General features: G+C 62.7%; 19 protein-coding genes. 4 read left to right on the forward strand and 15 right to left on the reverse strand.

From position 1 onward, the window contains the following. Positions 1-184 precede the first annotated feature (184 nt). The 9 genes from LB516_RS07650 to LB516_RS07690 form a co-directional block, all read right to left on the reverse strand. Entirely contained in the window at positions 185-1,252 is a 1,068-nt protein-coding gene (locus tag LB516_RS07650; protein ID WP_224719264.1) for an ABC transporter ATP-binding protein, read from the reverse strand. 4 nt (positions 1,253-1,256) lie between these two features. After that, a complete protein-coding gene (locus LB516_RS07655) occupies positions 1,257-2,105 on the reverse strand; it encodes a carbohydrate ABC transporter permease (protein ID WP_015317628.1) in 849 nt (282 codons plus the stop codon). After that, complete coding sequence (locus tag LB516_RS07660) at positions 2,105-3,028, reverse strand: carbohydrate ABC transporter permease (RefSeq protein ID WP_015317627.1); 924 nt, start codon at positions 3,026-3,028, stop codon at positions 2,105-2,107. The genes LB516_RS07655 and LB516_RS07660 overlap by 1 nt, the downstream gene beginning before the upstream one ends. Before the next feature lie 183 nt (positions 3,029-3,211). Next, positions 3,212-4,489, reverse strand: coding sequence for an ABC transporter substrate-binding protein (locus LB516_RS07665; RefSeq protein WP_224719265.1), 1,278 nt, complete (start codon positions 4,487-4,489; stop codon positions 3,212-3,214). Positions 4,490-4,518: 29 nt separating this feature from the next. After that, a complete protein-coding gene (locus LB516_RS07670; RefSeq protein ID WP_224719266.1) occupies positions 4,519-5,706 on the reverse strand; it encodes a PLP-dependent transferase in 1,188 nt (395 codons plus the stop codon). Continuing rightward, positions 5,703-6,437: a FadR/GntR family transcriptional regulator gene (locus LB516_RS07675; RefSeq protein WP_140616193.1), complete on the reverse strand. Its 735-nt coding sequence runs from the start codon at positions 6,435-6,437 to the stop codon at positions 5,703-5,705. The genes LB516_RS07670 and LB516_RS07675 overlap by 4 nt, the downstream gene beginning before the upstream one ends. Positions 6,438-6,504: 67 nt before the next feature. Then, positions 6,505-8,058 carry an FAD-dependent monooxygenase gene (locus LB516_RS07680; protein ID WP_224719267.1) on the reverse strand — a complete coding sequence of 518 codons (1,554 nt, stop codon included), beginning with the start codon at positions 8,056-8,058 and terminating at the stop codon, positions 6,505-6,507. A 552-nt stretch (positions 8,059-8,610) separates the two neighbouring features. Beyond that, a complete protein-coding gene (locus LB516_RS07685) occupies positions 8,611-9,984 on the reverse strand; it encodes a PleD family two-component system response regulator (protein ID WP_015317622.1) in 1,374 nt (457 codons plus the stop codon). A gap of 33 nt (positions 9,985-10,017) precedes the next feature. Then, positions 10,018-10,374, reverse strand: coding sequence for a response regulator (locus LB516_RS07690; protein ID WP_280110242.1), 357 nt, complete (start codon positions 10,372-10,374; stop codon positions 10,018-10,020). A gap of 262 nt (positions 10,375-10,636) precedes the next feature. On the opposite strand from LB516_RS07690, the gene LB516_RS07695 reads away from it, so the two are divergent. Both LB516_RS07695 and LB516_RS07700 read left to right on the forward strand, forming a co-directional pair. Continuing rightward, positions 10,637-10,936: a DUF3572 domain-containing protein gene (locus LB516_RS07695; RefSeq protein WP_140616189.1), complete on the forward strand. Its 300-nt coding sequence runs from the start codon at positions 10,637-10,639 to the stop codon at positions 10,934-10,936. Next, a complete protein-coding gene (locus LB516_RS07700; RefSeq protein WP_140616187.1) occupies positions 10,933-11,586 on the forward strand; it encodes a hypothetical protein in 654 nt (217 codons plus the stop codon). The genes LB516_RS07695 and LB516_RS07700 overlap by 4 nt, the downstream gene beginning before the upstream one ends. 65 nt (positions 11,587-11,651) lie before the next feature. On the opposite strand, the gene LB516_RS07705 is transcribed toward LB516_RS07700, so the two are convergent. Together LB516_RS07705 and LB516_RS07710 are read right to left on the reverse strand one after the other, a co-directional pair. After that, positions 11,652-13,211: a hypothetical protein gene (locus LB516_RS07705; protein WP_224719378.1), complete on the reverse strand. Its 1,560-nt coding sequence runs from the start codon at positions 13,209-13,211 to the stop codon at positions 11,652-11,654. A 93-nt stretch (positions 13,212-13,304) separates the two neighbouring features. Continuing rightward, the gene (locus LB516_RS07710; protein ID WP_224719268.1) at positions 13,305-13,892 is read right to left on the reverse strand and encodes a GNAT family N-acetyltransferase; all 588 of its coding nucleotides are present in this window, start codon (positions 13,890-13,892) and stop codon (positions 13,305-13,307) included. A 65-nt stretch (positions 13,893-13,957) separates the two neighbouring features. On the opposite strand from LB516_RS07710, the gene LB516_RS07715 reads away from it, so the two are divergent. After that, complete coding sequence (locus LB516_RS07715) at positions 13,958-15,286, forward strand: DNA polymerase IV (protein ID WP_041163442.1); 1,329 nt, start codon at positions 13,958-13,960, stop codon at positions 15,284-15,286. Between the two features lie 6 nt (positions 15,287-15,292). Here the strand turns inward: LB516_RS07715 and LB516_RS07720 are convergent, their stop codons facing one another. After that, positions 15,293-15,799, reverse strand: a complete 507-nt coding sequence (locus tag LB516_RS07720; protein ID WP_015317615.1) for a hypothetical protein — start codon at positions 15,797-15,799, stop codon at positions 15,293-15,295. Positions 15,800-15,990: 191 nt separating this feature from the next. Between LB516_RS07720 and LB516_RS07725 the strand changes: the two genes are divergently transcribed. Beyond that, positions 15,991-16,872, forward strand: a complete 882-nt coding sequence (locus LB516_RS07725; protein WP_140661175.1) for a DMT family transporter — start codon at positions 15,991-15,993, stop codon at positions 16,870-16,872. A gap of 9 nt (positions 16,873-16,881) precedes the next feature. On the opposite strand, the gene LB516_RS07730 is transcribed toward LB516_RS07725, so the two are convergent. The 3 genes from LB516_RS07730 to LB516_RS07740 all read right to left on the reverse strand — a co-directional run bounded on the left by LB516_RS07730 (position 16,882) and on the right by LB516_RS07740 (position 23,388). Then, complete coding sequence (locus LB516_RS07730; RefSeq protein ID WP_140661174.1) at positions 16,882-17,685, reverse strand: potassium channel family protein; 804 nt, start codon at positions 17,683-17,685, stop codon at positions 16,882-16,884. A gap of 55 nt (positions 17,686-17,740) precedes the next feature. After that, positions 17,741-21,268: a DNA polymerase III subunit alpha gene (dnaE, locus tag LB516_RS07735; protein WP_224719269.1), complete on the reverse strand. Its 3,528-nt coding sequence runs from the start codon at positions 21,266-21,268 to the stop codon at positions 17,741-17,743. Between the two features lie 107 nt (positions 21,269-21,375). Then, a complete protein-coding gene (locus LB516_RS07740) occupies positions 21,376-23,388 on the reverse strand; it encodes an acetyl/propionyl/methylcrotonyl-CoA carboxylase subunit alpha (RefSeq protein WP_224719270.1) in 2,013 nt (670 codons plus the stop codon). Between the last annotated feature and the right edge of the window lie 53 nt (positions 23,389-23,441).

Genomic DNA, 23,441 nt, shown 5'->3' on the forward strand with positions numbered 1-23,441 from the left:
AAACGCCGCCCATCGGGCGGCGTTTTCGTTCGGCCCGGGCGGCTGAAGTCCGTCAGCCCGGCTGAGCGCCTTAGAGCCGGATGATTTCAGGTCGAGTCGACCTGAAATCTGAATCCGTCTCTAAATCAAAGAGATAGAGCATGATGTCGTCCGAAAACCGCTTCACACTTTTCGGCATCATGCTCTAGCCGATGCGGTCGCCGCTCTTCCCGTCGAACAAATGCAGCGATGCCGGATCGGCCGACAGGCGCACCATGTCGCCAGGCTTCACGGCCGCGCGCCCCATCGCAAAGACGCAAAGCTGCTGGCCGGCCTGCTTGACGTAGAACTGCGTCGACAGGCCGAGCGGCTCCACCACTCCCACTTCGCCTTGCAGCGTGCCGTCGTCAGCCAGCCGGATATGCTCGGGCCGCAGGCCGACGGTGATGACGTCACCGTCCCTGAGCGGCAGGCCGTCCGGCAGCCGAAGCTTCTGGCCATCGGACAACACGGCGTCCACCTTGCCGCCCTTCTCCACCGTGGCCGGCAGGAAATTCATTCCAGGCGAGCCAATGAAGCCGGCGACGAACATATTGGCCGGCCGGTCATAGAGATCGAGCGGCGCCCCCACCTGCTGGATCAGCCCGTCATGCATGACGACGATGCGGTCGGCCATGGTCATCGCCTCGATCTGGTCGTGGGTGACGTAGACCGAAGTGGTCTTCAACTGCTGGTGCAGCGCCTTGATCTCGGCGCGCATATGAACGCGCAGCTTGGCATCGAGGTTCGACAGCGGCTCGTCGAAGAGAAAAACCTTGGGATCGCGTACGATGGCGCGGCCCATGGCGACGCGCTGGCGCTGGCCACCAGACAATTGCCTGGGCAGGCGTTGCAGGAACGTATCGAGCCCCAGCCGCTTGGCGGCACCATCGACGCGCGCATCGATCGCCGGCTTCTCGGCCTTTCGCAGCATCAGGCTGAAGCCCATGTTCTTCGAGACGTCCATATGCGGATAGAGCGCATAGGACTGGAACACCATGGCGATGTCGCGGTCCTTGGGCGCCACGTCATTGACCAGCCGCTCGCCGATGCGGATCTCGCCGCCCGAGGCTTCCTCGAGTCCGGCGATCATGCGCAACAGCGTGGACTTGCCGCAGCCGGACGGTCCGACCAGCACGACGAACTCGCCATCGGCGATTTCGAGATCGACCGCGTGCAGGACGCGCACGGCGCCATAATCCTTGCGGACTTTTTCGAGCGTGACAGAGGCCATCGACCTATCCTTTGACGGCGCCGGCGGTAAGGCCGGTGACGAGATAGCGTTGCAGGAAAGCGAAGAAGATGCAGACCGGGATCAGCGCCAGGATCGACGCCGCCATCATCTGTCCCCAGTCGACGGCGAACTTGCCGATGAAGGTGAGCAGGCCGACGGCGAAGGTCTTCTGGTCGTCGCTGGAAATCAGCATCAGCGCGAACAGCAGCTCGCTCCAGGCGGCGGTAAAGACGAAGCCCAGCGTCGCGCCCATGCCGGGCAGCGTCAGCGGCACGATCACCTTGCGCATCGCCTGCGCGCGCGTGCAGCCGTCGATCATCGCCGCCTCCTCCAGGTCCTTGGGGATGCCGTCGAAGAAGGACTGCATCAGGAAGGTGGCAAAGGCGGTGTTGAAGGCGGTGTAGATGATGATCAGCCCGGTCAGGCTGTTGATCAGGCCGATCTGCCCCATCACGCGGTAGATAGGCGGAATGACCATCACCAGCGGAAAGGTCTGGGTCAGCAGCAACATGAGAGCCAGTGCAGCCTTGCCGCGAAAGGTGAAGCGGGACATGGCGTAGCCGGCGAGCGTGGCGATGACCGTGACCAGTGCCGCCGTCGACACCGAGACGATGACGCTGTTGAGGAAATAGCGCGGGAAATCGGTGGCTTCGAGCACGGTCACGAAATTCTGCAACGTCATGTGCGACGGCCAGAAGGTGATGCCTTCGGAATAGAGCAGCCGCTCCGGCGTGACCGAGATCTTCAGCGTCCAGTAAATCGGGAACAGAGCGAAGACGACGTAGGCGGCGATCGCGGCGTAGAGGCCGATGCCACCGAAGAAGCGCTGTGATGCTGAGCGTCCGGCAATCATCAGACGTGCCTCACAAGCGAGCGGCGGATGGCGATGAGCACGATCGCGTAGGCGATGAGCAGGACCAGCAGCAGCACGGCCACGGCCGAGGCATAGCCCTTGTCCAGCGACTTGAAGGCGCTGACATAGATGTAGACCGGCACCGTGTTGGTCGAGCCGGCCGGTCCGCCCTCGGTCATGACGAAGATCAGGTCGGCGAAAGTGGCGATCCAGATGGTGCGCAACATCACCGTGATGGCGATGGTTGGGGCCAGGAAAGGCAGCGTCACCTTGGTGAAACGTTGCCACGGCGAAGCGCCGTCGATCGCCGCCGCCTCATGCAGTTCCGAGGGAATAGACTTCAGCGCCGCCAGCAGCGTTATGGCGAAGAACGGAATGCCGAACCAGACATTGGCTATGATCGGCCCCCACATGGCGGTGGAGGGATCGGACAGGACGTTGGTCGGTTCGGCCTTCAGCCCCAAGGCGAACAGCCAGTGCGGCAGCGGACCGACGATCGGGTTGAACAGCCAGGCCCAGGTCAGGCCCGACAGGAAGGACGGCACCGCCCAGGGCAGGAAGACCAGTGCCTGCACCGCCTTGCGGCCTGGGAAAGGCTTGTCGAGCAGCAACGCCAGGCCAAGGCCGAGGAAGAACTGGAAGAACAGGCTGGCCGCCGTCCACCACAACGTGTTGATCAGCGCCTGGCCCAGCACCTGGTCCGACAGCATCGCCTGATACTGCCCGAGCCCGACATACTCGGACTTGAAGGCCGAAAATTTGCGGAAGGAATAGCTGATGCCGATGACCAGCGGCACGAGCAGCACCACGACCAGCAGGATGATCGCCGGGCTGAGGTAGAGCCAAGGCTCGATCGTCGCGTAGGAGAGCCGCTTTTTTCGCGGCGCCGCTGCGGACCGAATTTCGGATACGGCATAGGTCATTTGGCTGAGAAATGGCTCCCTGGAGCGGCGGGATGGACAATGAGCGTCCTTCTCCCCGTTCACGGGGAGAAGATGCCGGCAGGCAGATGAGGGGCGGCGCCAGCTTTTCAGAACTTGGCGCAGCCCCTCATCCGGCCCTATCGGGCCACCTTCTCCCCGTGAACGGGGAGAAGGGAAGAAAAGCTACTTCTTGTTCTTCGCCAGCCAGTCCTGCTGTTCCTTGGTCAGGAAGGCAGCCCACTGGTCGGCGACCTCCTTGGCCGTCTTCTGGCCGAGCAGCACTTCCTGGAAGTTCTTGATCGCGACCTGGTCGACGAAATTGCCGAGGTTTTCCAGATGCGTCGGCGGCGTCACCATTTCATATTTGGAGCTGTCGCTGAGTTCCGTGAACCAGCCCTTGAACTGCTCGGTCTTGAAATGGGGATCCTGGTCGGCACCGTTGTGGATCGGCACGACGCCGACTTCCTTGGCCCATTCCAGATTGTCCTTCGGCGACAGAAGCGTCGCCATCAGCTTCCAGGCATCATCCTTGTGCTGCGAGTTGGCGAACATCGCCCAGCCGGCATAGCCGAGCGTCGGATAGGACTTTCCGCTTGGTCCGACCGGCAGCGGCGCCACGGCGAAGTCGTCGGCGCTCATCTTGTCGGCGATGCCGAGAAGCGCGTCCGGATCCTGATTGAGCATGGCGCAAGTGCCGGAGTAGAAACCGGTGACGGTTTCGTTGAAGCCCCAGCTTACGGCATCCTTCGGCGCTAGACCATTCTTGTACATGTCGGCCAGCATCTGCAGGCCCTTGACCGAGCCTTCTTCATTGATGGTCGAGGTGCCGTCCTCGTTGAAATAGCCGCCCTTGCCCTGAGCGATGTTCATGAACATGTGCATGCCGTTGAAGGCGCCCGGCCCGCCGCGCAGGCAGTAGCCGTATTTTCCGGGAAGGGCCGAGATCTTCTTGGAATCGGCGACAAACTCGTCGAGCGTCGCTGGTGGGCCGTCAAGACCAGCCTCCTTGAACAGCTTCTTGTTCCAGAACAGCGCGTTCACATAGTAGCCATAGGGGATCATGAACTGGGTGTTGTTGACCGTCGAGCCGAACTGTTTGGCGCGGTCGCCGAGCGTCTTGGCGTCGTCCCACTTGGCCATATAGGGGCCGAGATCCTCGAGCTGGGCATTGTTGGCGTAAAGCCCCACCCAGCGTTCCGGCATCTCGACCACATCGGGCGTGTCACCGGCCTGCACCATGGTCAGGAATTTCTCGAAAGCCTGGCCCCAGGGCAGCGAGACCAGTTCGACCTTGACGCCTGGATTGGCCGCCTCGAACTCGGCGATCTGCTTCTTGAGGAATTCGGTGCGTGGCGGGCTGGTGATCACCTCGACCATTTTCAGGGTTGAATCGGCGAGCGCGCCACCGGCGGAAATCGCCAGCCCCGCGACGGTGGCAAGCATGACGGTCAGTTTTTTCATGTTCAAGACTCCCATTTTGAACCCGCTTGTTATTTTCTGGCTTTTTCGAGGGCCTGGGCGACATCCGCCCAGAGATCCTCGACACTTTCCAATCCGACATTGAAGCGGATGGTTCGGGGGCTGACGCCGAAGCGCGCCATCGAATTCAGTCCTGGCGTCTGCTCCAGCGACGCCTTGGCCGGTACGACCAGGCTCTCATGCCCACCCCAGCTGACGCCGATGCGGAAATATTTCAGCGCGTCGACGAAGACGGGAATGTCGATGTCCTCGGTAACCTCGAACGAGAACAACCCGCCATAGCCGGCAAGCGTCGCCTTGCCCGGATGGTTCGAATAGGCCGGATGGTTCACCCGCTCGACATCGCCATGCGCCTTCAGCCGCTCGGCGATGGCAAGCCCGCTCTTCATATGGTGCGGCAGGCGCAGCGGCAGCGTGCGCAGGCCGCGCAGCAAAAGCCAGGCCTCGAACGGCGACAGCTTGCCGCCGAGATAGGAATAGGTCTGCTCGTTGATCTGCTTGATATGCGCTGCCGAGCCAGCCACCACGCCGGCGACCGTGTCGCTGTGGCCGCCGAGATATTTCGAGGCCGAGTGCAGCACGAGGTCGACGCCGTGCAAGATCGGCTTCTGGAACACCGGCGTCGCCCAGGAATTGTCGATGGTGGTGACGATGCCCTGCTCTTTTGCCAGCCGGGTCAGATGCGGCAGGTCCTGGAGCTCGAACACCATCGAGGTCGGGCTTTCCAGATAGAGCAGCTTGGCGCCGGGAAGCGCCGCCGCGACCGCGTCCGGGTCGGAACCGTCGATATAGTCGACCTTGATGTTGAGCCGCGGCAGGAGCCGCTCGAACAGCCGGTAGGCATCGCCATAGCAGTTGCGTACAGCAACGATGCGCTCGCCCGCCCCGACGAAGGCAAGCACGGTGGCGCTGATCGCCGCCATGCCGCTGGAGAAGGCGCGTGCGGCCTCTGCACCCTCGAGCGCGGCGACACGAGCCTCGAACTCCATGACCGTCGGATTGTCGCCGCGGGAATAGATCGGCTGCTTTCGTTTGCCGGCAAAGGTATCGGCCATTTCCGCATAATTGGCGAAAGTGAACAACGAGGTCTGGTAGATCGGCGGCACGACGGCGCCGCCGGGAAACGGTTCGTCATGCGCCAAAAGCGTCGCCGCCTCGGTGAGATAATCGTGGTCGAAACCGTCTGGATGCCCGTTCATTTCAGGTCCGAAAGTTTGAGTTTGGCCGCACCGCGCTTGAGGTCGTCCTCGACGGTGGCGATGAGCTTGAGCGCCTCGTCGCGGGCGCCCTGCGGATCCCGCGCGGCGATACGTTCGTAGATGGTGCGGTGATAGGGAAAGCTGGCATGGCCGAAATCGCGCACACCGAGCGGATGCTCCCAGAAGCGATGGAACAGTTCGTGCATGGCCGCGATGATCTGTTCGAACAGTGGATTGCCGGAGACCCGGTAGATCGCCTGATGGAATTCCCAGTCCTCTTCCGACGACATGCCATCAAGGGTGCGAAACGCCTGCTCCATGATATCGAGCTTGCCCTCGATCTCGGCAATGTCGGCCGGGCTTGCCCGCTCGGCGCACAGTGCCGCTGCTTCCGCCTCCAGCGCGCGGCGTATTTCCAGCGTCTGCATCAGGCTGGTGAAGTCATTACCGCCCGCCAGCGTCAGCGGCAAATGCAGCATGTCGGGCGAGACGGCCGCCTTGAGAAACGTGCCGCTGCCTTGCCGGCGTTCGACCAGGCCCAATCCTTCCCACCGCGTCAGCGCCTCGCGCACCGTGTTGCGGCTGACCTTGAGCCGTTCGGCTAGAATGCGCTCGGTCGGCAGTCGCTCGCCAGGCCGCAAGGCCTCGGCGCGGACGAAGCCCACCAATGCCTTCAGCACGGCGTCGTCACGCGCCGTCCTCTGGATGGGTGGCAGGCTGTTCTGGTCCACATTTCCTCCAAGTGGTCCAATGGTCCAACCAATTTCTGCATAGATGGAACCTCCTGTCAATCGCTTGTCAGGAGGCAGCCGGCCTTTCAGGCCGTGAAGGTGACGCGCTGCGTTCGGAGCGGCGCCCGGCTCCGGCATCCGGTCCGAACCATCTGGTCAGCGCATCGGCCAATCCCTGTCCATCCTCAACGCCAACCCAGGCCACGTATCCATCGGGCCGGATCAAGACCGCATCGGGTGCGGCGACCATTCCGAGTACGGGAAGCTCCCAGGCACCGGCATACGATGCGTCGATCTGCCGGATCCGGTCGGCCCAAGGCGCAATGTCCAGCCTGCCTGGCTCACCGAAATTGAGGAGCAGCGGCCGCGCGTCGTGGAGCAACGTGAACAGTCGCAACGGCCCATTAGCGGTGGAGAGATCGAGGTCGGGTATTCGTCGCCCAAGCAGCGCGTGCCCCTCCCCGAGATCGTAGTGGACACCCAGGCCAGACATCTCCGCGGCGATCCGTTTGCGTGGCCCATCCATGGCGAGCAGTTCGGCGAATGTGTCGCTCAAGGCCTTGGTGCGAGCATCCATCCGGCGAAGCGCGACCTGCGCCATCGCGTTGCGCAGCACGCGGGCGGCGACCGGATAGCGTTCGGCATGGTAGCTGTCGAGCAGGCCTTCCAGTGACATCCGCCTGACCACCTGGGCCAGCTTCCACCCCAGGTTCACCGCGTCCTGCACGCCGATATTGAGGCCCTGTCCGCCCATTGGGGGATGGATATGCGCGGCGTCACCGGCCAGCAGAACACGTCTGTCGCGGTAAGCGGCAGCCTGCCGCGTCATGTCGGTGAACCGGGAAATCCAGGTCGGACTGTGGACCCCGTAATCGGTGCCGTAGACACCGACAAGCGCCTCGCTGAGATCGCGCAGTGTCGGTTCGCCACCAATGGTCAGTTGTCGCTCGGTCAGCACGATACCCACCCGGCCGTCTTCCTCAATCTTGCCGATCGCATGGATACCATGGGCGTCACTGCGAAAGCCCAATGCTGGTTCCTTCGCCGTCTCCACCTCGGCGATTATCCAGCTCATCGTCGGATCCCATCCATCGAACGCAATCCCCGCGGCCTTGCGGATCATGCTGCGTCCTCCGTCGCAGCCGACGAGATACTGCGTCCGCAACCGCTGGCCGCCAGACAGATCGATGTCGACGCCACCATCATCCTGTGCGAAGCCCGTGACGTCCTGCCCGCGATAGATCGGCACGCCGAACTCGCTGATCCAGTCGGCCAATATCCGCTCGATGTGGTTTTGCCGCAGCGCCAGCAGATAGTTGTGGCGCGTGGGAAAGTCGCTGATGTCCAACCGGGTCATGTGGAAGCCCACCGACGGCGATGTCTGTCCCTGCGAGAGGAACCGGTCGGCAATTCCGCGCTGGTCGAGCACCTCGATGGTGCGGACGTGCAGGCCACCCGCGCGCAAACCGATGAGTTCCTGGTTTAGCCGCCGCTCGACAATGGCCACATCGACGCCCGCCAATGCGAGTTCGCCGGCCAGCATCAACCCGGTCGGACCACCTCCGGCGATCACCACGGCATGATCCCGACGCACTCGGTCTCCTGGCAACAATTCCGGCATTTCGCCACTCCCGTTTCCGTTAACCTGGGTCGTGGTTCTACGGGAACAGCCGGGTCTTGCCGCAAGCCCCTTGCGCGCCATATGTATGAAATGGAAGGAGCTGGCTCCTCTCCTTCTCCTTATGCAATGGCGGTGAAAAAGTCTTGGCGTTGCCAGGCAATAACGCGCGAGAGTGCAGCCGAAGCCGTTACAGTCCAGAAAAGCGGGAACCTGCCGCAAAAAAGCCCCGGCACTTCCGGGGCTTGACGCAGATTCCTGATGTCATATCGGGCAAAGGGGGCCGGTCGGCGTTTGGCAGCGGTACGAGGAGGCCACTATGTGCCAGCGCCGGCCGGCCGACCCCACGGACCCAGGAGATGCGGCGGACCTGAGCATCATGGGGTATTCGAGGATCGAGCCGGCTGTCTACCTCGTGCCGGCTTCGTCTTGGCCTTCACATTTGCGCAAGAGCTTATGGAAATCAACAGTTTCTTAACCAAGGCTCGCGAATCGCTTGGATTAAGGTAAATGGGTAACCCTGTTGGGGTTGACCGGATAATCGGGCCCGGAGCGTCAGGCTGCCTTGGCAACGACGCGGTTGCGGCCGCCGCTCTTGGCTTCGTAGAGCGCGAGATCGGCGCGTTTCATCAGTGCCGCCACCGTGTCCACGCCCTTCAGCACCGATGACACGCCAACACTGACGGTGACCTCGATCGTCTTGCCCTCGGCGCCGATGGCGAACGGCATCTGGGCGATTTCGGCACGAATGCGCTCGGCCACCTTCTCGGCCACTGCGCCGTCGGTATCGGGCATTACCACCACGAACTCCTCGCCGCCGAACCGGCAGGCAAGGTCGATACCCCGGACGTTCTTGCGCAGCCGCCGCGCGAATTCGCGCAGCACCTCGTCGCCGCCGTCATGCCCATGCGCATCATTGATGGACTTGAAGCGGTCGAGATCGGTGATCATCACCGACAGCGGCCGGCGCCGCGCCACGGCGCGATCGAACAGCGTCTGCAGATGGCTGTCTAGATAGCGGCGATTGTGCAGCCCGGTGAGGCCGTCGGTCACGGCCATTTCGATGGTCTGGGTGACACTGGCGCGCAATTGGTCATTGTAGCGCTTGCGGCGCACCTGGGTACGCAGCCGCGCCGTCAGTTCCTGCTGGTCGATCGGCCGCATCAGATAGTCGTTGATGCCGAGTTCGAGCCCTCGGATGATGCGCTCCTCCTCGCCCTCCTCCGCCAGCAGGATGATCGGCACGAAACGGGTGCGGTCGAGCGAGCGCAGTTGCGAGCAGAGCCTGAGCGGATCGAAATCGGCGAAGGCCGTCGAGATCATCACGCATTCATAGGGCGTCTCCGCGGCCTGGAAGAACCCGGCATGCGGATCGCCCGTGACGTCGAGGTCGGCACGATCGCGCAGCATCTTCTGGATGCGCTCGACCGACGATTTGCGCTCGTCGATCAAAAGCACCTTCGGCGTCGTGTCCTCGGACGCGAAATTGCGGCTCAAAAGTTCTTCGATGCCGATGTTGCGCGTGGTCGAGGCGCGCAGCCGAAGCTCGTCGGTCAACGACTTCAGGCGGACCAGGCTCTTGACGCGCGTCATCAGCTGCAAGTCGTTGACCGGCTTGGTCAGGAAATCGTCGGCACCGGCCTCGAGCCCGCGCACGCGGTCGGTGACCTGATCGAGCGCGGTGATCATCACCACCGGAATGTGCGACGTCGCCGGATCGCTCTTCAATCGCCGGCAGACCTCGAATCCGTCCATGTCGGGCATCATTACGTCGAGCAGCACGACATCGACCTTGCCGTTCTCGCAGGTCTCGATCGCATCGGCCCCATTGGTGGCGGTCAGAACCTCGAAATACTCGGCCAGCAGCCGGACTTCCAGCAGCCTCACATTGGCAGGGATGTCGTCGACGACGAGGATCCGCGCAGTCATTTCACAACGCTCCGGCTCGGCTGGAAGGGTACATCAGGCATCGCCCAGATAAGATTTGATGGTTTCGATGAAACGCGGCACCGAGATCGGCTTCGAAATATACGCCTCGCAGCCGCCTTGGCGGATGCGTTCCTCGTCGCCTTTCATCGCGAAGGCAGTCACCGCAATCACCGGGATGACGTGCAGATCGTCGTCCTCTTTCAGCCATTTGGTCACTTCCAGTCCCGACACTTCGGGCAGTTGGATGTCCATCAGGATGAGGTCCGGCCGGTGCTGGCGCGCCAGGTCGAGCGCCTCCAGACCGTTGCGGGTGCGCACCGTCTCGTAACCGCTTGCTTCGATGAGGTCTCGAAAGAGCTTCATGTTGAGCTCATTGTCCTCGACGATCATGACCTTCTTAGGCATCGGCATCCCGTCCCGGCCGTCCTCCACCCGGAGGTGGCCGTCATGCGCTCTTTCCTTGAACGCACCAAACCCTGCTGCACTATACGGCAATATGATTGACGAAACGGAAACCCGAAGCCTGCAAAGCAGCACGAATTCCGCCTCGCCTCCCTGCGCGTCCAAAAGGCGCGCCACACGCTAATGGCTTGCCGCAAGCAATTCTTGCCATTACTGCGGGAGAGACTCATTCCACGCACCGAAGGTAGTGATGGCAAACGCAGCGTCAATGCGCGAAGAGGCGGAAACCATTGCCGTCAAGGCACTGGGCTTCGTTGCCGCCGATCCGGAGCTTTTACCGCGCTTTCTGGCAATCACGGGAATAGAGGCGCATTCGATCCGCCGGGCGGCCGGCGAGCCGGGTTTCCTGGCCGGCGTCCTGCAGTTCATTCTTGCCCACGAGCCGACCTTGATGCGCTTCGCCGAGGAAACCGGCACGCCACCAGCGGCTGTCGGCAAGGCGTTGCGCGCCTTGCCGCTTGGCGATGACAATCACGAGCACTCCACATGAGCGATGATCCCGAAACCGCGCGCCAGATCGAGGAACTGGCGGCTGACGACCGACCGCTGCTGGTGCTCGATGTCGACGACGTGGTGCTCGAATTCATCCGGCCCTTCCCGCATTTCCTCAAGGCGCGCGGCTATGGCCTGACGCTGGCGTCCTTCCGGCTGACCGGCAACATTGCCGAGACAGCCAGCGGCCGCCTGATCGAACAACCCGAAGTCACCGCACTCCTGGGCGATTTCTTCGACGCGCAAGCCGATTGGCAAAGCATCACCGATGGCGCCGCGGAAGCCCTGACCGGACTTGGAGACCGTGCCGAAATCATATTGCTGACAGCCATGCCGCACCGGCATCGCGCCGTGCGACGCGCCCATCTCGATGCACTGGGGCTAGCCTATCCGCTGCTGACCACCGAAATGGCCAAGGGGCCGGCGGTAGCCAAACTGCGCGGCAGGAGCGGGCGGCCGGTGGTCTTCGTCGACGATCAGCCAGCCAATCTGGCGTCGGTGCGTGACTCGGTCGCCGACGCAAATCTTTTCCATCTGATGGCCGACAATTCGCTGCGTAGGTTCCTGCCATCGGTCCCGGACGATGTCATCGTCGTCCAGGATTGGCACGAAGCCGCGCCTAAGATCGCTGGCGCGCTGGGGTTCTAATCCAGGCGTTCTGGTGCGATCCCGGACCGAAAAAACGGTTCCGGAATTGCTCGAGGGCAGAACACTCAAGGATTGAGCTTCGCCCCTGCCCCGCCGTTAGCGCCGCCGCCATTATCGCTACCGCCATCGTCGCCGCCGCTCTCATCGTCCGAACCGTCACCGTCGTCGACGCTATCGTCCACCGCCGGGTCGGCGGGCTTCAGCATGACGCCGTTGACGGTGACCGAGCCGTCGGCCTTGGTGTTGATAGCCCATTCCAGCTTGCCATCCGGCAGCGTCTTGGCAAAACCCTTCGCCATGAGAGCGATAGGCACGTACTGCCCGACCTCCGGCTCCGCCTTCGCCGCTTCCTGCAGATGTTCCATGACCTTGTCGAAGCCGGCGACGTCGACAGTGAGATTTGCGTCGGGTTTCTGGCCGAAGCTTGTCATCTCACCTTCCAGCGCGATCTCCATGTCCTTGTTCTTCACGGTACTGTGGCCGATGACGACCTTCGGCGTCTTGGCCAGGAATTCGGCTTTGAGCTGGTCGCCGAACTCGGCCGGCAGCGGCGGATCCTGGTTGAGATCAAAGGCTTCGATGGCCTTCTTCGCCATGCTGTCGAGATCGATGTTGGCGCCGCCGAAATTCAGGTCGATATCGGTGGGCAGCAGCGCCACGCTCCAGCTCGGCAAAAGCTGCTGCGGCACGGTCAGCCCCGAAGCCTTGATGCCATAGCTGACCTTTCCGTTCTGGGCGACGCCGTCGGAACCGAACGCTATGCCGAACTGGGTTGCTCCGAACGTGCCGATAGGGCTGTCGACCGCGAAGTCCTTGAAGCCATAGGTTCCGTCGATACGCTCCCACACCGGAAGCGCTGCAAGCAGAAGCGACTTGAGCTGCGCCTGGTTTGCCTTCAGCGTCTTCTCGTCCTCATTGGCCACGGCAAACGCCAGGAGATCGAGCAGAGGCTTGGTCTGCACGCCCTTGCCGCTGGCCTCCACGGAAAATTCCGGCGACTTCACGGTGACGGGAAAATTCAGCCCGCTCTCGGCGTCGTTGAATTTTATCGCTTCGACGAAGTTCGAAATCTTTTGCGACGTCGTGAAATCAACGCCGCCATTGGTCGCCTTGGTCGCGGAAAGCGTCACGGTGCCGGCACCGGCGGTCACATCCATCTTTTGCTTGGCGTCCTGCGACGACATCGTCATTCCGGCCATCGAGCTCGTGGCGCTGGTGAAGGCCGCCAGCTTGGGATCGTAGACGCCGTTGCCCTTGCCGTCCTTGATCGAGAACTGCGTGCTCTGCTTTCCCTGAGGGCCGTTGAATTCAAAGGAGGCGCTCTGCGAAAAATCCATCGAGACATCCCAGGACCCGTCGCTGCGCGGCTTGACCAGCAGGGCGTAGGGCGCGAAGTCGAATTTCACCAGCTTCTGGTCGGGAAAGCTGCTGGCCAGCGCCTTGAAATCAACCAGGATCTTGTAGGCGGCGCCTTCGGCCGAAACCTTCAGGATGCCCTTGTCGAGCGCCTGTTTGCCGACATAGCGCGACAGATCATCGGACAATTGCTTGGCGCCCTGACTGTCGACGGTCTGGCCGAAAGCAGGCGCGCTCAGCAGGAACGCGGTAAAGGCAATAGGCAGCATACGGTTCACGGGAATTCTCCGTTCGTCGAAAAGGCAAAAATGGTTTCGTATCTCTGGTAGGGAAATACCATCGCGACTGCAAGACGATGACAGTCAGGCAATCGGCTTCAACACCAGCCGCATCAGCGGCCGACCGGCCTTGCGCTCCACAAGCCTTTCGAACCCGGCTTTCTCGAACACTCCCGATGACCCGACAAACAGGCCGATCGAACGCGAATCGCGCGACAGGTCGATCGGGCAGGCCTCTACGAGCCGCGCCCCGTTCCTGCGGGCGAACTCGATGCCGCCTTCGACGAGGCGGTGCGTGATGCCCCTGCCGCGCGCCTTGGCGCGGATGAAAAAGCATGAGATCGCCCAAACGGCCGGATCGGACGCATCGGCGGAATCGATCGGCGCCGAGCCCCTGCCCTTGTTGTTCCATTCGGGCACGTCGGCGCGTGGCCCGATCTGCATCCAGCCGACCGCCTTATCGTCCTCGAAAGCCAGCAGGCCGGGCGGCGGGCCGGCCTCGATGCGCGCCTTGATGTGATCCTTGTTGCGTTCACGGCTGCTCTCGCGCCGCGCCGCCGGCGCCAGCCGGAAATGCGTACACCAGCAGCCGTAGCAGGCGCCCTGCTTGCCGAAAAGGTCCTCGAATTCAGGCCAGAGCTCTGGCGCCAGCGGCACTACGGTCGTGCTCATGCGTTCTCCCCAGGCCAGGCTTGTCGCTGGCCTTGCGCTGTCGTACCATTGGATTTGTTCTCTTTATGTTCGCAGCGATGGCGACCCCTGTCAACAATCCCGACCACGGTTTTTGTCGTGACTGCCTGACCTTTCAGCGCAGTGAAACGCGCCGTTGCGAACGCTGCGGCAGCCCTCGTCTTGCCCGCCATCCCGAGCTTTACCGGCTGCACCTCGCCCATATCGATTGCGACGCCTTCTACGCGGCCATCGAGAAGCGCGACAACCCTGCGCTCAAGGACAAGCCGCTGATCATCGGCGGCGGCAAGCGCGGTGTCGTCTCCACCGCCTGCTACATCGCTCGCATCCGCGGCGTGCGCTCCGCCATGCCGATGTTCAAGGCGCTCGAGGCCTGCCCGGAGGCGGTCGTGATCGCGCCCAACATGGAAAAGTACGTGGCCGTCGGCCGCGAGGTGCGCGCCATGATGCAGGCTTTGACACCGCTGGTCGAGCCGTTGTCGATCGATGAGGCCTTCCTCGACCTCGCCGGCACCGAGCGCCTGCACGGACTGCCACCGGCCGTGGTGCTGGCGCGCTTTTCGCTGGCGGTGGAGAAGGAGATCGGCATCACCGTTTCATCAGGCCTGTCCTATTGCAAATTCCTCGCCAAGATAGCGTCCGATTTCCGCAAACCGCGCGGCTTTTCCGTCATCGGCGAGGCGGAGGCGGTCGGCTTTCTGGCCACGCAGCCGGTGACCATGATCTGGGGCGTCGGCAAGGCGTTCAACGCCACGCTGGAACAGGATGGCATCCGCACGATCGGCCAGCTCCAGAAGATGGAGCGTGGCGACCTGATGCGCCGCTATGGGGTGATGGGCGAACGGCTCTACCGGCTTTCGCGCGGTGAGGATGTCCGCCGCGTCGACCCAGACCAGGACGCCAAGAGCGTATCGGCCGAAACCACTTTCGACACCGATATCGCCTCACTGGACGAGCTTGTCTCGGTGCTGAGGGGCCTTTCGGAAAAAGTCTCGGCGAGGCTGAAGAAATCAGGCATTGCGGGGCGCACCGTGGTGCTGAAGCTGAAGACCCAGGACTTCAGGCTCCGCACGCGCAACCGTCAGCTCGGCGACCCGACCCGCCTCGCCGACCGCATCTTTTCGACCGGCGTGGAACTTCTTCGCAAGGAGACCGACGGAACGAAATTCCGATTGCTCGGCATCGGCGTCAGCGACCTCTCCGACGATGATAAGGCCGATCCGCCGGATTTGGTCGATGTGCAGTCGCGCAAGCGCGCCATGGCCGAAGGCGCCATCGATGCACTACGCGACAAGTTCGGCCGCAAGGCGGTGCAAACCGGCTACACCTTCGGCAAGGGCCGCGACGCCCATCCGCCGGAGCCGCTGGAAGATTGAACCCGATCAGCTGCGTCGAAGATCGATGCGGCTGGTCACCACGCTCTTGCCGGTCTTGGGATCGCGGTCGACCACGGTCAAGACTATGCCGTCCGCACCGTTTTTCTGCACGGTAAGCTGCGCGGCGCGGTCGCCATTGACCTCCTTGGCCCAGCGGATGGCGAGGTTTATCGCATTGCCGGAACGGCTTCCGTTCAACTGCGCCGGTCCGGTGCGCGATCCCACATAGACACCGCTGTATTTGGCGCCGCTGGTCTTCAGGCGAGCACTGATGGCGCGTGTCACCAGGATCAGGCCGCGGCAGTTGCCGTCGAGGGACAGCGAAGACGATGTCGCATTCGATTTGAACGTGCAGGAAACGCTGACCGTTGGCGCCTGCGTCGTCACCTGAACGGTTCCCTTGCCGGCGAAATTGCCCTTGAAGGATTGGAGAAATTTGCTCTCGTCCGCATGCGCGGCTGTGGCCGCGACGGCCAGGCACCCGGCAAGCACAAACCGCGTGAGTAATGTCATCGAAGGTCTCCTTGTGACGGGTGGAACGGCGATCGGTGATGCTCAAGCGGACATCGCGACTCAACGCGGCTTGCCATGTCAGGTTCCGCCCGCGACAGGGCTGTTTTGCAACGTCGCGCCAATATCTCTGGCCCAGTCAAATGCGGCGGCTAGTGGTTGCGGCAAAAACCCCGGCTTGCGAGATAGCTGACATGGCACCTACCCCCTCGATCCCCAAGGCCGCTTTCTGGATGGCGCTGTCGATCGCCTCGTTCCTGGCGATGTCGGTCGCCGGCCGCGCCACGACCGCCGAGCTCAACGTCTTCCAGGTGCTGGAACTGCGCTCGGTCATCGGGTTCTTCATTCTGCTGCCGCTGGTGATGATGAGCGGCGGCTTCGCGGCGATGCGCACGCAGCGGCCCGTCGCTCATATCGCCAGAAACGTCATCCACTATACCGGGCAGGCGGCATGGCTCTACGCATTGACCTTGATTCCGTTGGCCGTGCTGATTTCGATCGAATTCACCACACCGATCTGGACGGCTATCCTGGCGGTGACCTTTCTTGGTGAAAGGTTGTCCCGGCCAAAGCTTGCCGCGATCGTGCTGGGCCTGATCGGGGTGGTAATCATCGTTCGCCCCGGTGTGGGCTCGGTCGATCCGGGCCATCTCATCGTGCTCGGCGCCGCGGTTTGCTTCGGCATCTCGGTGGTCCTGGTCAAGTCGCTGACGCGGACGGACAGCGTCGTGCGCATTATCTTCTGGATGCTGATCATCCAGTCGGTGGTCGGCCTCGTTCCAGCCCTTTACGAGTGGCGCAACCCGCCGCTGGAACTGTGGCCATGGATCGTGCTGATCGCCTTCACCGGCATGTCGTCGCATTTTTGCATGGCCCGTGCGCTTGGCTATGCCGACGCCACCGTCATTTCGCCGATGGATTTCCTGCGTGTACCGTTGTCGGCGCTCATCGGCTGGCTGCTTTACAGCGAGCAGATCGACGCCTTCACCGCTGGCGGTGCATTGCTGATCCTGATGGGCAATCTGCTCAACTTGCAGCGCAAGGCAGTCAAGCCGGCAGAAGTCGCGGCGTCATAGCGTTGCCAGTCAGTTCCCTTCGTCTGGAATGTTGAGCACGTGTCCGCACGCCTTGCAGTGTACGGCGTCCGGCTCGTGACGCTGCAACCCGCATTGCGGACAGGGAAAGAACACCTTGGCCGGCCGAAAGATCGCCTGCGCCAGCCTGACGAACAGCGATATGCCGATGATCATGGTTACGATCGCCGTCAGCTTGCCGGCGATGCCCGGCAGCACGATGTCTCCGAAGCCTGTCGTCGTCACGGTCGCGACGGTGAAGTAAAGCGCGTCGATGTAGTTTTCCAGTCCGGCTCCGTTGCGAAAAAAGAACGTGTAGACGAAGCCCGTGATGACAAAGAGAAAGGTCAAAAGGTTGATCACCGCGTGGCTTGCCTCGCGCCAGGGCCGCAGGCCACGCATCTCGAAATGCCGCCAGATCGAACCGCTGCGCGACAGCGACCATAGCCGCAGGATGCGCAGAAAGCCGAGGCTCGCGAGAGCCGTCGGCATCAGCAGCGTCAGAAGGATGAAGGCATCCACCCAAAAGGTCGGCTGCTTCGTCAGGCGCAGCATGTCGTTGGAGGCGAGCAGCCTGGCAATCAGATCGGCGGCGACGAGAGCCGCCACGGCATAGTCTAGCCACAGAAACGAGGGCGACTGCTGGATGACCGGGGTGGCGATGAAAAAAGCGATGATGGCGAGGTCGATGATGACAGCCACCAGTTGGAACCGGAACGCGGCCGGCGAGCGTCCGTGATAGAGCCTGCGCAGCCTGTCGCGTAATCGCGCCGTCGCGGAAAGGTTCTGCGATGGACGCCTCTCCTTGGCCTTCATGCTGGCATGAGCAGCCGGTGCCGGCCCGCGGAGTGCCGCCTGGTAAGCGCGCAGATCACACCAGTTCCACTTCAATCACGCCCGGCACGGCGCGCATTGCCGAGGCGATCTGTGGCGAGACGCGATAGCCGCCTTGCAGAGCGATCTCGACCTCGCCCTGCGCCTCTTCCTTGATCACGATGATGCTCACCTGGCTTTCACCCCGCTGCGTGAGTTGGGATTGGATCATCGAGGCAGGTCCATCGTTCCTGACGAAGATGCGCAGCGCCTTCTGGATGCGGCTTGCCTCGTCCTCCAGCGATTGCACGGAGTTGATGCGCAGGTTGACGCCCTCGGGCCTGTCCTCCGCCGCGACAGTGATGACAACCGAGCGGCCGGCTTCGAGGAGGTCGCGATACTGGGCCAAACCTTCTGAAAACAATACGGCCTCGTATTGGCCGGAGGTGTCCGAAAAGGCCACCACGCCCATCTTGTTGCCGGTGCGCGTCTTGCGCTCCTGCTTGCTGGTAACGGTGCCGGCAAGCCGGCCGGCGGAAGCACCGCGCTTGACGGCGGCGGAGAACTCCGCCCAGTTCTGCACCCGCATCTTCTGCAGCGCCGCCTTGTACTCGTCGAGCGGATGCGCCGAGAGATAGAAGCCGACGACCTGGAACTCGCGGTGCAGGCGGTCGGCAGCGAGCCACGGATCGGTCGCCGGCAGATTGAGCGCCTGCGACTGTGCGCCGAGCGAGGCGCCGAAGATGTCGGCCTGACCCGAAACGGCGTTCTGCTGGGCGAGCGACGCCAGCCCCATCATCCGCTCGACGCCGGCCAACATCTGGGCGCGGTCGTGGCCGAAGCAGTCGAGCGCGCCGGCCATGATCAGGCTTTCGAAAACCCGTTTGCCGACGATCTTCGGGTCGACCCTCTCGCAGAAATCGGCCAGGCTCTTGAACGGCTTTTCGCCGCGAACGGCGACGATGTGCTCCACCGCGGCATCGCCGACGCCCTTCAGCGCGGCCATCGAATAATAGATCCGGTTCTCCCCGACCTCGAAGGCACGGAAACTCGTCATCACTGACGGCGCCAGGACTTCGATGCCAAGGCGCAGCGCATCCTGGCGGAAGTCGGCGAGCTTGTCGGTGTTACCCATGTCTAGCGTCATCGACGCTGCCAGGAACTCGACCGGATAATGCGCCTTGAGATAGGCGGTCTGGTAGGAGACGACAGCGTAGGCGGCCGCATGAGACTTGTTGAAACCGTAGTCGGCGAACTTTGCCAGCAGGTCGAAAATGAAGTCGGCTTGCGGCTTTGCGACGCCGCGCTCGACCGCGCCGGAGACAAAGCGTTCGCGCTGCTTGTCCATCTCGGCGCGGATCTTCTTGCCCATGGCGCGCCGCAGAAGGTCGGCTTCGCCGAGCGAATAGCCGGACAGCTCCTGCGCGATCTGCATCACCTGTTCCTGGTAGACGATGACGCCTTGCGTCTCCTTCACCAGATGGTCGATCTTGGGATGGATCGAGGCCATCTCCTCCTCGCCATGCTTTCTGGCGTTGTAGGTCGGGATGTTCTCCATCGGTCCCGGCCGGTAGAGGGCAACCAGCGCGATGATGTCCTCGATGCAGTCGGGCCGCATGCCGATCAGCGCCTTGCGCATGCCGGCACTTTCCACCTGGAACACGCCGACCACCTCGCCGCGCGACAGCATCGCATAGGTCTCGGGATCGTCGAGCGGGATGGTTGCCAGATCGATATCGATGCCGCGCCGGCGGATCAACTTGACGGCCGTCTCCAGCACCGTCAGCGTCTTCAGGCCGAGGAAGTCGAACTTCACCAACCCCGCCTGCTCGACATATTTCATGTTGAACTGGGTGACAGGCATGTCCGAGCGCGGATCGCGGTACATCGGCACCAGTTCCGACAACGGTCTGTCGCCGATGACGATGCCGGCGGCGTGCGTCGAGGCGTGGCGGTAGAGGCCCTCCAGTTTCTGCGCCATGTCGAGCAGCGTCTGCACGATCGGCTCTTTCTCAGCCTCCTCGGCAAAGCGCGGCTCGTTGGCGATGGCATCGGCGAGCTTGACCGGATTGGCCGGGTTCTGCGGCACCATTTTCGAAAGCTTGTCGACCTGGCCGTACGGCATCTGCAGCACGCGGCCGACGTCGCGCAGCACGGCGCGCGCCTGCAGCGTACCGAAAGTGATGATCTGACCGACCTGGTCGCGGCCGTATTTCTGCTGGACGTAGCGGATCACCTCTTCGCGACGGTCCTGGCAGAAATCGATGTCGAAATCGGGCATCGACACGCGGTCCGGATTGAGGAAGCGTTCGAACAGCAGCGAGAAACGCAGCGGATCGATGTCGGTGATGGTGGTCGAATAGGCAACCAGCGAACCAGCGCCCGAACCACGCCCCGGCCCGACCGGAATGCCTTGCGCCTTGGCCCATTTGATGAAGTCGGCAACGATCAGGAAGTAGCCGGGGAATTTCATTTTCTCGATGATGCCAAGCTCGAATTCGAGCCTCTCACGATACTGCTCGATCGTGTAGCCCGGTGTCGGTCCGTGCAGGGCGAGCCGTGCATCGAGCCCCTCGCGCGCCTGACGGGCCAGTTCCTCGGCCTCGGCCTTTTCGGCGGCGTCCTTGTCGGAGGCATCGCCGCCCGTGAAACGCGGCAGGATCGGACTGCGGGTTTTTGGATAGTAGGAGCAGCGCAGCGCGATCTCGACAGTGTTGTCGATGGCTTCAGGCAGGTCGGCGAACAATTTCGCCATATCGGCCTGGCTGCGCAGGAAATTGTCCGGCGACAGCCGGCGGCGGGTGTCGACGGCGACAACCGACCCCTCGGCGATGGCGATCAACGCATCATGCGCCTCATACTCGTCGCGCGACGAGAAGAAGGCCTCGTTGGTGGCAACCAGCGGCAATTCATGGGCATAGGCGAGATCGATCGAGGATTTCTCGATCATCCGGTCGTACCCCGAAACCCGGTCCAGCTCGACATAGAGCCGGTCGCCGAACATCGCCTTGAGCGTTACCAGCCGCGCTTCGGCAAGATCGCGGCGATCTTCCTTCAGGGCCATGCCGATCGGGCCGCGCGGCCCGCCACTAAGACAAATCAGGCCGTCACATTGGCCATCCATCATTTCGGTGGTCAGGTGCACCGCTTCGCCGGGCGGTGTTTCAAGGTAAACGCGGCTGACCAGCCGGACGAGATTGGAATAGCCGGTTTCGGTCGCCGCGATCAGCACGACCGGCCGCATATCGGGACCTTGCCGACGACGGTCACGCTGGCCGTCGCTGTTTTCGCCGGAAAAGGCGAGCGCGATCTGGCAGCCGATGATCGGCTGGATGCCGTCCTTCACCGCCTTCTGGGCGAACTCCAAGGCGCCGAACAAATTGTTGGTGTCGGTCACAGCGATGGCCGGCGCCTCGTCTTTCACCGCGTGGCCAACGATCTTGCCAAGCTGAAGCGCGCCTTCCAGCAGCGAATAGGCCGAGTGCACGCGAAGATGGACGAACGGCCGCGCCGGCACCTCCGGCCGCGCGGCCGCGATCGCGGCCTCGCGCTTCAGGGGATCGCGTGGAAGTCTCTCATCCGCCATGGTTTCTCGCGCTGTCCGTAAGACTTGAGTCGATGGAGATGTATTGTCCGGGACCGGGCGATACCAGTCCAGCACAAACGACTACCGACCCACAGGCTTCCAGCCGTTCAGGCGAATTCCATGATCACCGCGTCGACGGCAAGGCTGTCGCCCGGCTTGGCATTGAGTTTCGCCACGACGAGGTCGCGCTCGGCGCGCAGAACGTTTTCCATCTTCATCGCCTCGACCACGGCCAGCGTCTCGCCCGCCTTGACCTCCTGGCCTTCGACAACGGCGATCGACACGACGAGGCCCGGCATCGGGCAGAGCAGCAGTTTCGACGTGTCCGGCGCTATTTTCTCCGGCATCAGCCGTTCCAATTCGGCGGTGCGCGGCAGCATGGCGCGCGCGGTCACCGACATGCCTTTCCAGGCGATGCGGAGGCCATTGGCGACAGGACGGATCTGGGCGGCAACCCTGCGCTTGCCGACCGTGCCGCGCCAGATGAGATCGCCGGGCCGCCAATCGGACGAAACTGTCAGCGCCTTCCCGCCATCGATGGACAGGTCCATTTCCATTGGGATTGAAATCATGCCTTCGAGGATCGACGCCGACAAATACTCATCGCCAATCTTCACCACCCAGTCGCGCTTGAGCGCTCCCGAATGCGGCGCCAGCCGCCCGCCCAGCCGGTCGAGACGGTCGCGGCGCAGCAGTTCCACCGCGGTCGCGATCGATGCCAGAACGGCTTTTTCCCCGCTGTTCGGCACGACGGGGGCAAAACCGTCGGGATATTCCTCCGCGATGAAGCCGGTCGATATCGCCCCTTCCCGCCAGCGTGGATGCTGCATCAGCGCCGCCAGGAACGGTATGTTGTGCTCGATGCCGTCGACGACAAAGCTGTCCAGCGCTTCCGACATGGCGTCGATGGCCTCGAGCCGCGTCGGCGCCCAGGTGCACAGCTTGGCCAGCATCGGATCGTAGAACATGGAGATTTCCGAGCCTTCGGTGACACCGGTGTCGTTGCGGATGACGACATCGCCGAAGCGGCCTTCCTCGGGTGGCCGGTAGCGTGTCAGCCGGCCGATCGAGGGCAGGAAATTGCGATAGGGATCCTCGGCGTAGAGCCGGCTTTCCACCGCCCAGCCGTTCAGCTTGATGTCGCTCTGCTTGATGGCGAGCTCTTCGCCGGCGGCGACGCGGATCATCTGCTCGACCAGATCGATGCCGGTGACGAGTTCGGTCACCGGATGCTCAACCTGCAATCGCGTATTCATTTCAAGGAAATAGAAGTTCTTGTCCTTGTCGACGATGAACTCGACGGTGCCGGCGCTCTGGTAGTCGACAGCCCTGGCCAACGCCACCGACTGCTCGCCCATCGCCTTGCGCGTCTTGGCATCGAGGAAAGGCGATGGCGCCTCTTCCGCCACCTTCTGGTTGCGGCGCTGGATCGAGCATTCGCGTTCGCCAAGATAGAGCGCGTTGCCATGCCCGTCGGCCAGCACCTGGATTTCGATGTGACGCGGGTCGACCACGAACTTTTCGATGAAGACACGGTCGTCGCCGAACGAACTCTTGGCTTCCGAGCGCGCCCGGTCGAATCCGTCACGTACTTCCGATTGGTCCCAGGCGATGCGCATGCCTTTGCCGCCGCCACCGGCCGAGGCCTTGATCATCACGGGATAGCCGATCTCGCCGGCGATCTTTTCGGCGTGATCGGCATTCTCGATGACGCCGAGCCAACCCGGAACCGTCGAAACCTCGGCGGCGTTGGCGAATTTCTTCGACTCGATCTTGTCGCCCATCGCCTTGATTGCCCTGGGTTTCGGCCCGATGAAGACGATGCCTTCCGCTTCCAGGGCTTCGCAGAACGCGGCTCGCTCGGACAGGAAGCCATAGCCGGGGTGCACGGCCTGAGCGCCCGTCGCCTTGCAGGCCGCGATGATCTTTTCAGGAACGAGGTAGCTCTGCGCGGCAGGCGACGGCCCGATATGCACCGCCTCGTCGGCCATTTCGACATGCACGGCATCGCGATCGGCGTCGGAATAGACGGCGACCGTGGCAATGCCCATCTTGCGCGCCGTCCTGATGACGCGGCAGGCGATCTCGCCACGATTGGCGATCAGGATCTTGGTGAACATGCGGGCAGAATTCCCCTCCGGCAGATGGTTCAGTTCTATGGACTATGTCGCCA

Origin of the sequence: Mesorhizobium sp. CO1-1-7 (assembly GCF_020164885.1) — a bacterium.
Lineage (GTDB): Bacteria > Pseudomonadota > Alphaproteobacteria > Rhizobiales > Rhizobiaceae > Mesorhizobium > Mesorhizobium australicum.

Coding starts and splice junctions, on each gene's coding strand:
- LB516_RS07650 (WP_224719264.1), bottom strand. CDS start 1,252: ATGGCCTCTGTCACGCTCGAAAAAGTCCGCAAGGATTATGGCGCCGTG.
- LB516_RS07655 (WP_015317628.1), bottom strand. CDS start 2,105: ATGATTGCCGGACGCTCAGCATCACAGCGCTTCTTCGGTGGCATCGGC.
- LB516_RS07660 (WP_015317627.1), bottom strand. CDS start 3,028: ATGACCTATGCCGTATCCGAAATTCGGTCCGCAGCGGCGCCGCGAAAA.
- LB516_RS07665 (WP_224719265.1), bottom strand. CDS start 4,489: ATGAAAAAACTGACCGTCATGCTTGCCACCGTCGCGGGGCTGGCGATT.
- LB516_RS07670 (WP_224719266.1), bottom strand. CDS start 5,706: ATGAACGGGCATCCAGACGGTTTCGACCACGATTATCTCACCGAGGCG.
- LB516_RS07680 (WP_224719267.1), bottom strand. CDS start 8,058: ATGCCGGAATTGTTGCCAGGAGACCGAGTGCGTCGGGATCATGCCGTG.
- LB516_RS07685 (WP_015317622.1), bottom strand. CDS start 9,984: ATGACTGCGCGGATCCTCGTCGTCGACGACATCCCTGCCAATGTGAGG.
- LB516_RS07690 (WP_280110242.1), bottom strand. CDS start 10,374: ATGATCGTCGAGGACAATGAGCTCAACATGAAGCTCTTTCGAGACCTC.
- LB516_RS07695 (WP_140616189.1), top strand. CDS start 10,637: ATGGCAAACGCAGCGTCAATGCGCGAAGAGGCGGAAACCATTGCCGTC.
- LB516_RS07700 (WP_140616187.1), top strand. CDS start 10,933: ATGAGCGATGATCCCGAAACCGCGCGCCAGATCGAGGAACTGGCGGCT.
- LB516_RS07705 (WP_224719378.1), bottom strand. CDS start 13,211: ATGCTGCCTATTGCCTTTACCGCGTTCCTGCTGAGCGCGCCTGCTTTC.
- LB516_RS07710 (WP_224719268.1), bottom strand. CDS start 13,892: ATGAGCACGACCGTAGTGCCGCTGGCGCCAGAGCTCTGGCCTGAATTC.
- LB516_RS07715 (WP_041163442.1), top strand. CDS start 13,958: ATGTTCGCAGCGATGGCGACCCCTGTCAACAATCCCGACCACGGTTTT.
- LB516_RS07720 (WP_015317615.1), bottom strand. CDS start 15,799: ATGACATTACTCACGCGGTTTGTGCTTGCCGGGTGCCTGGCCGTCGCG.
- LB516_RS07725 (WP_140661175.1), top strand. CDS start 15,991: ATGGCACCTACCCCCTCGATCCCCAAGGCCGCTTTCTGGATGGCGCTG.
- LB516_RS07730 (WP_140661174.1), bottom strand. CDS start 17,685: ATGAAGGCCAAGGAGAGGCGTCCATCGCAGAACCTTTCCGCGACGGCG.
- dnaE (WP_224719269.1), bottom strand. CDS start 21,268: ATGGCGGATGAGAGACTTCCACGCGATCCCCTGAAGCGCGAGGCCGCG.
- LB516_RS07740 (WP_224719270.1), bottom strand. CDS start 23,388: ATGTTCACCAAGATCCTGATCGCCAATCGTGGCGAGATCGCCTGCCGC.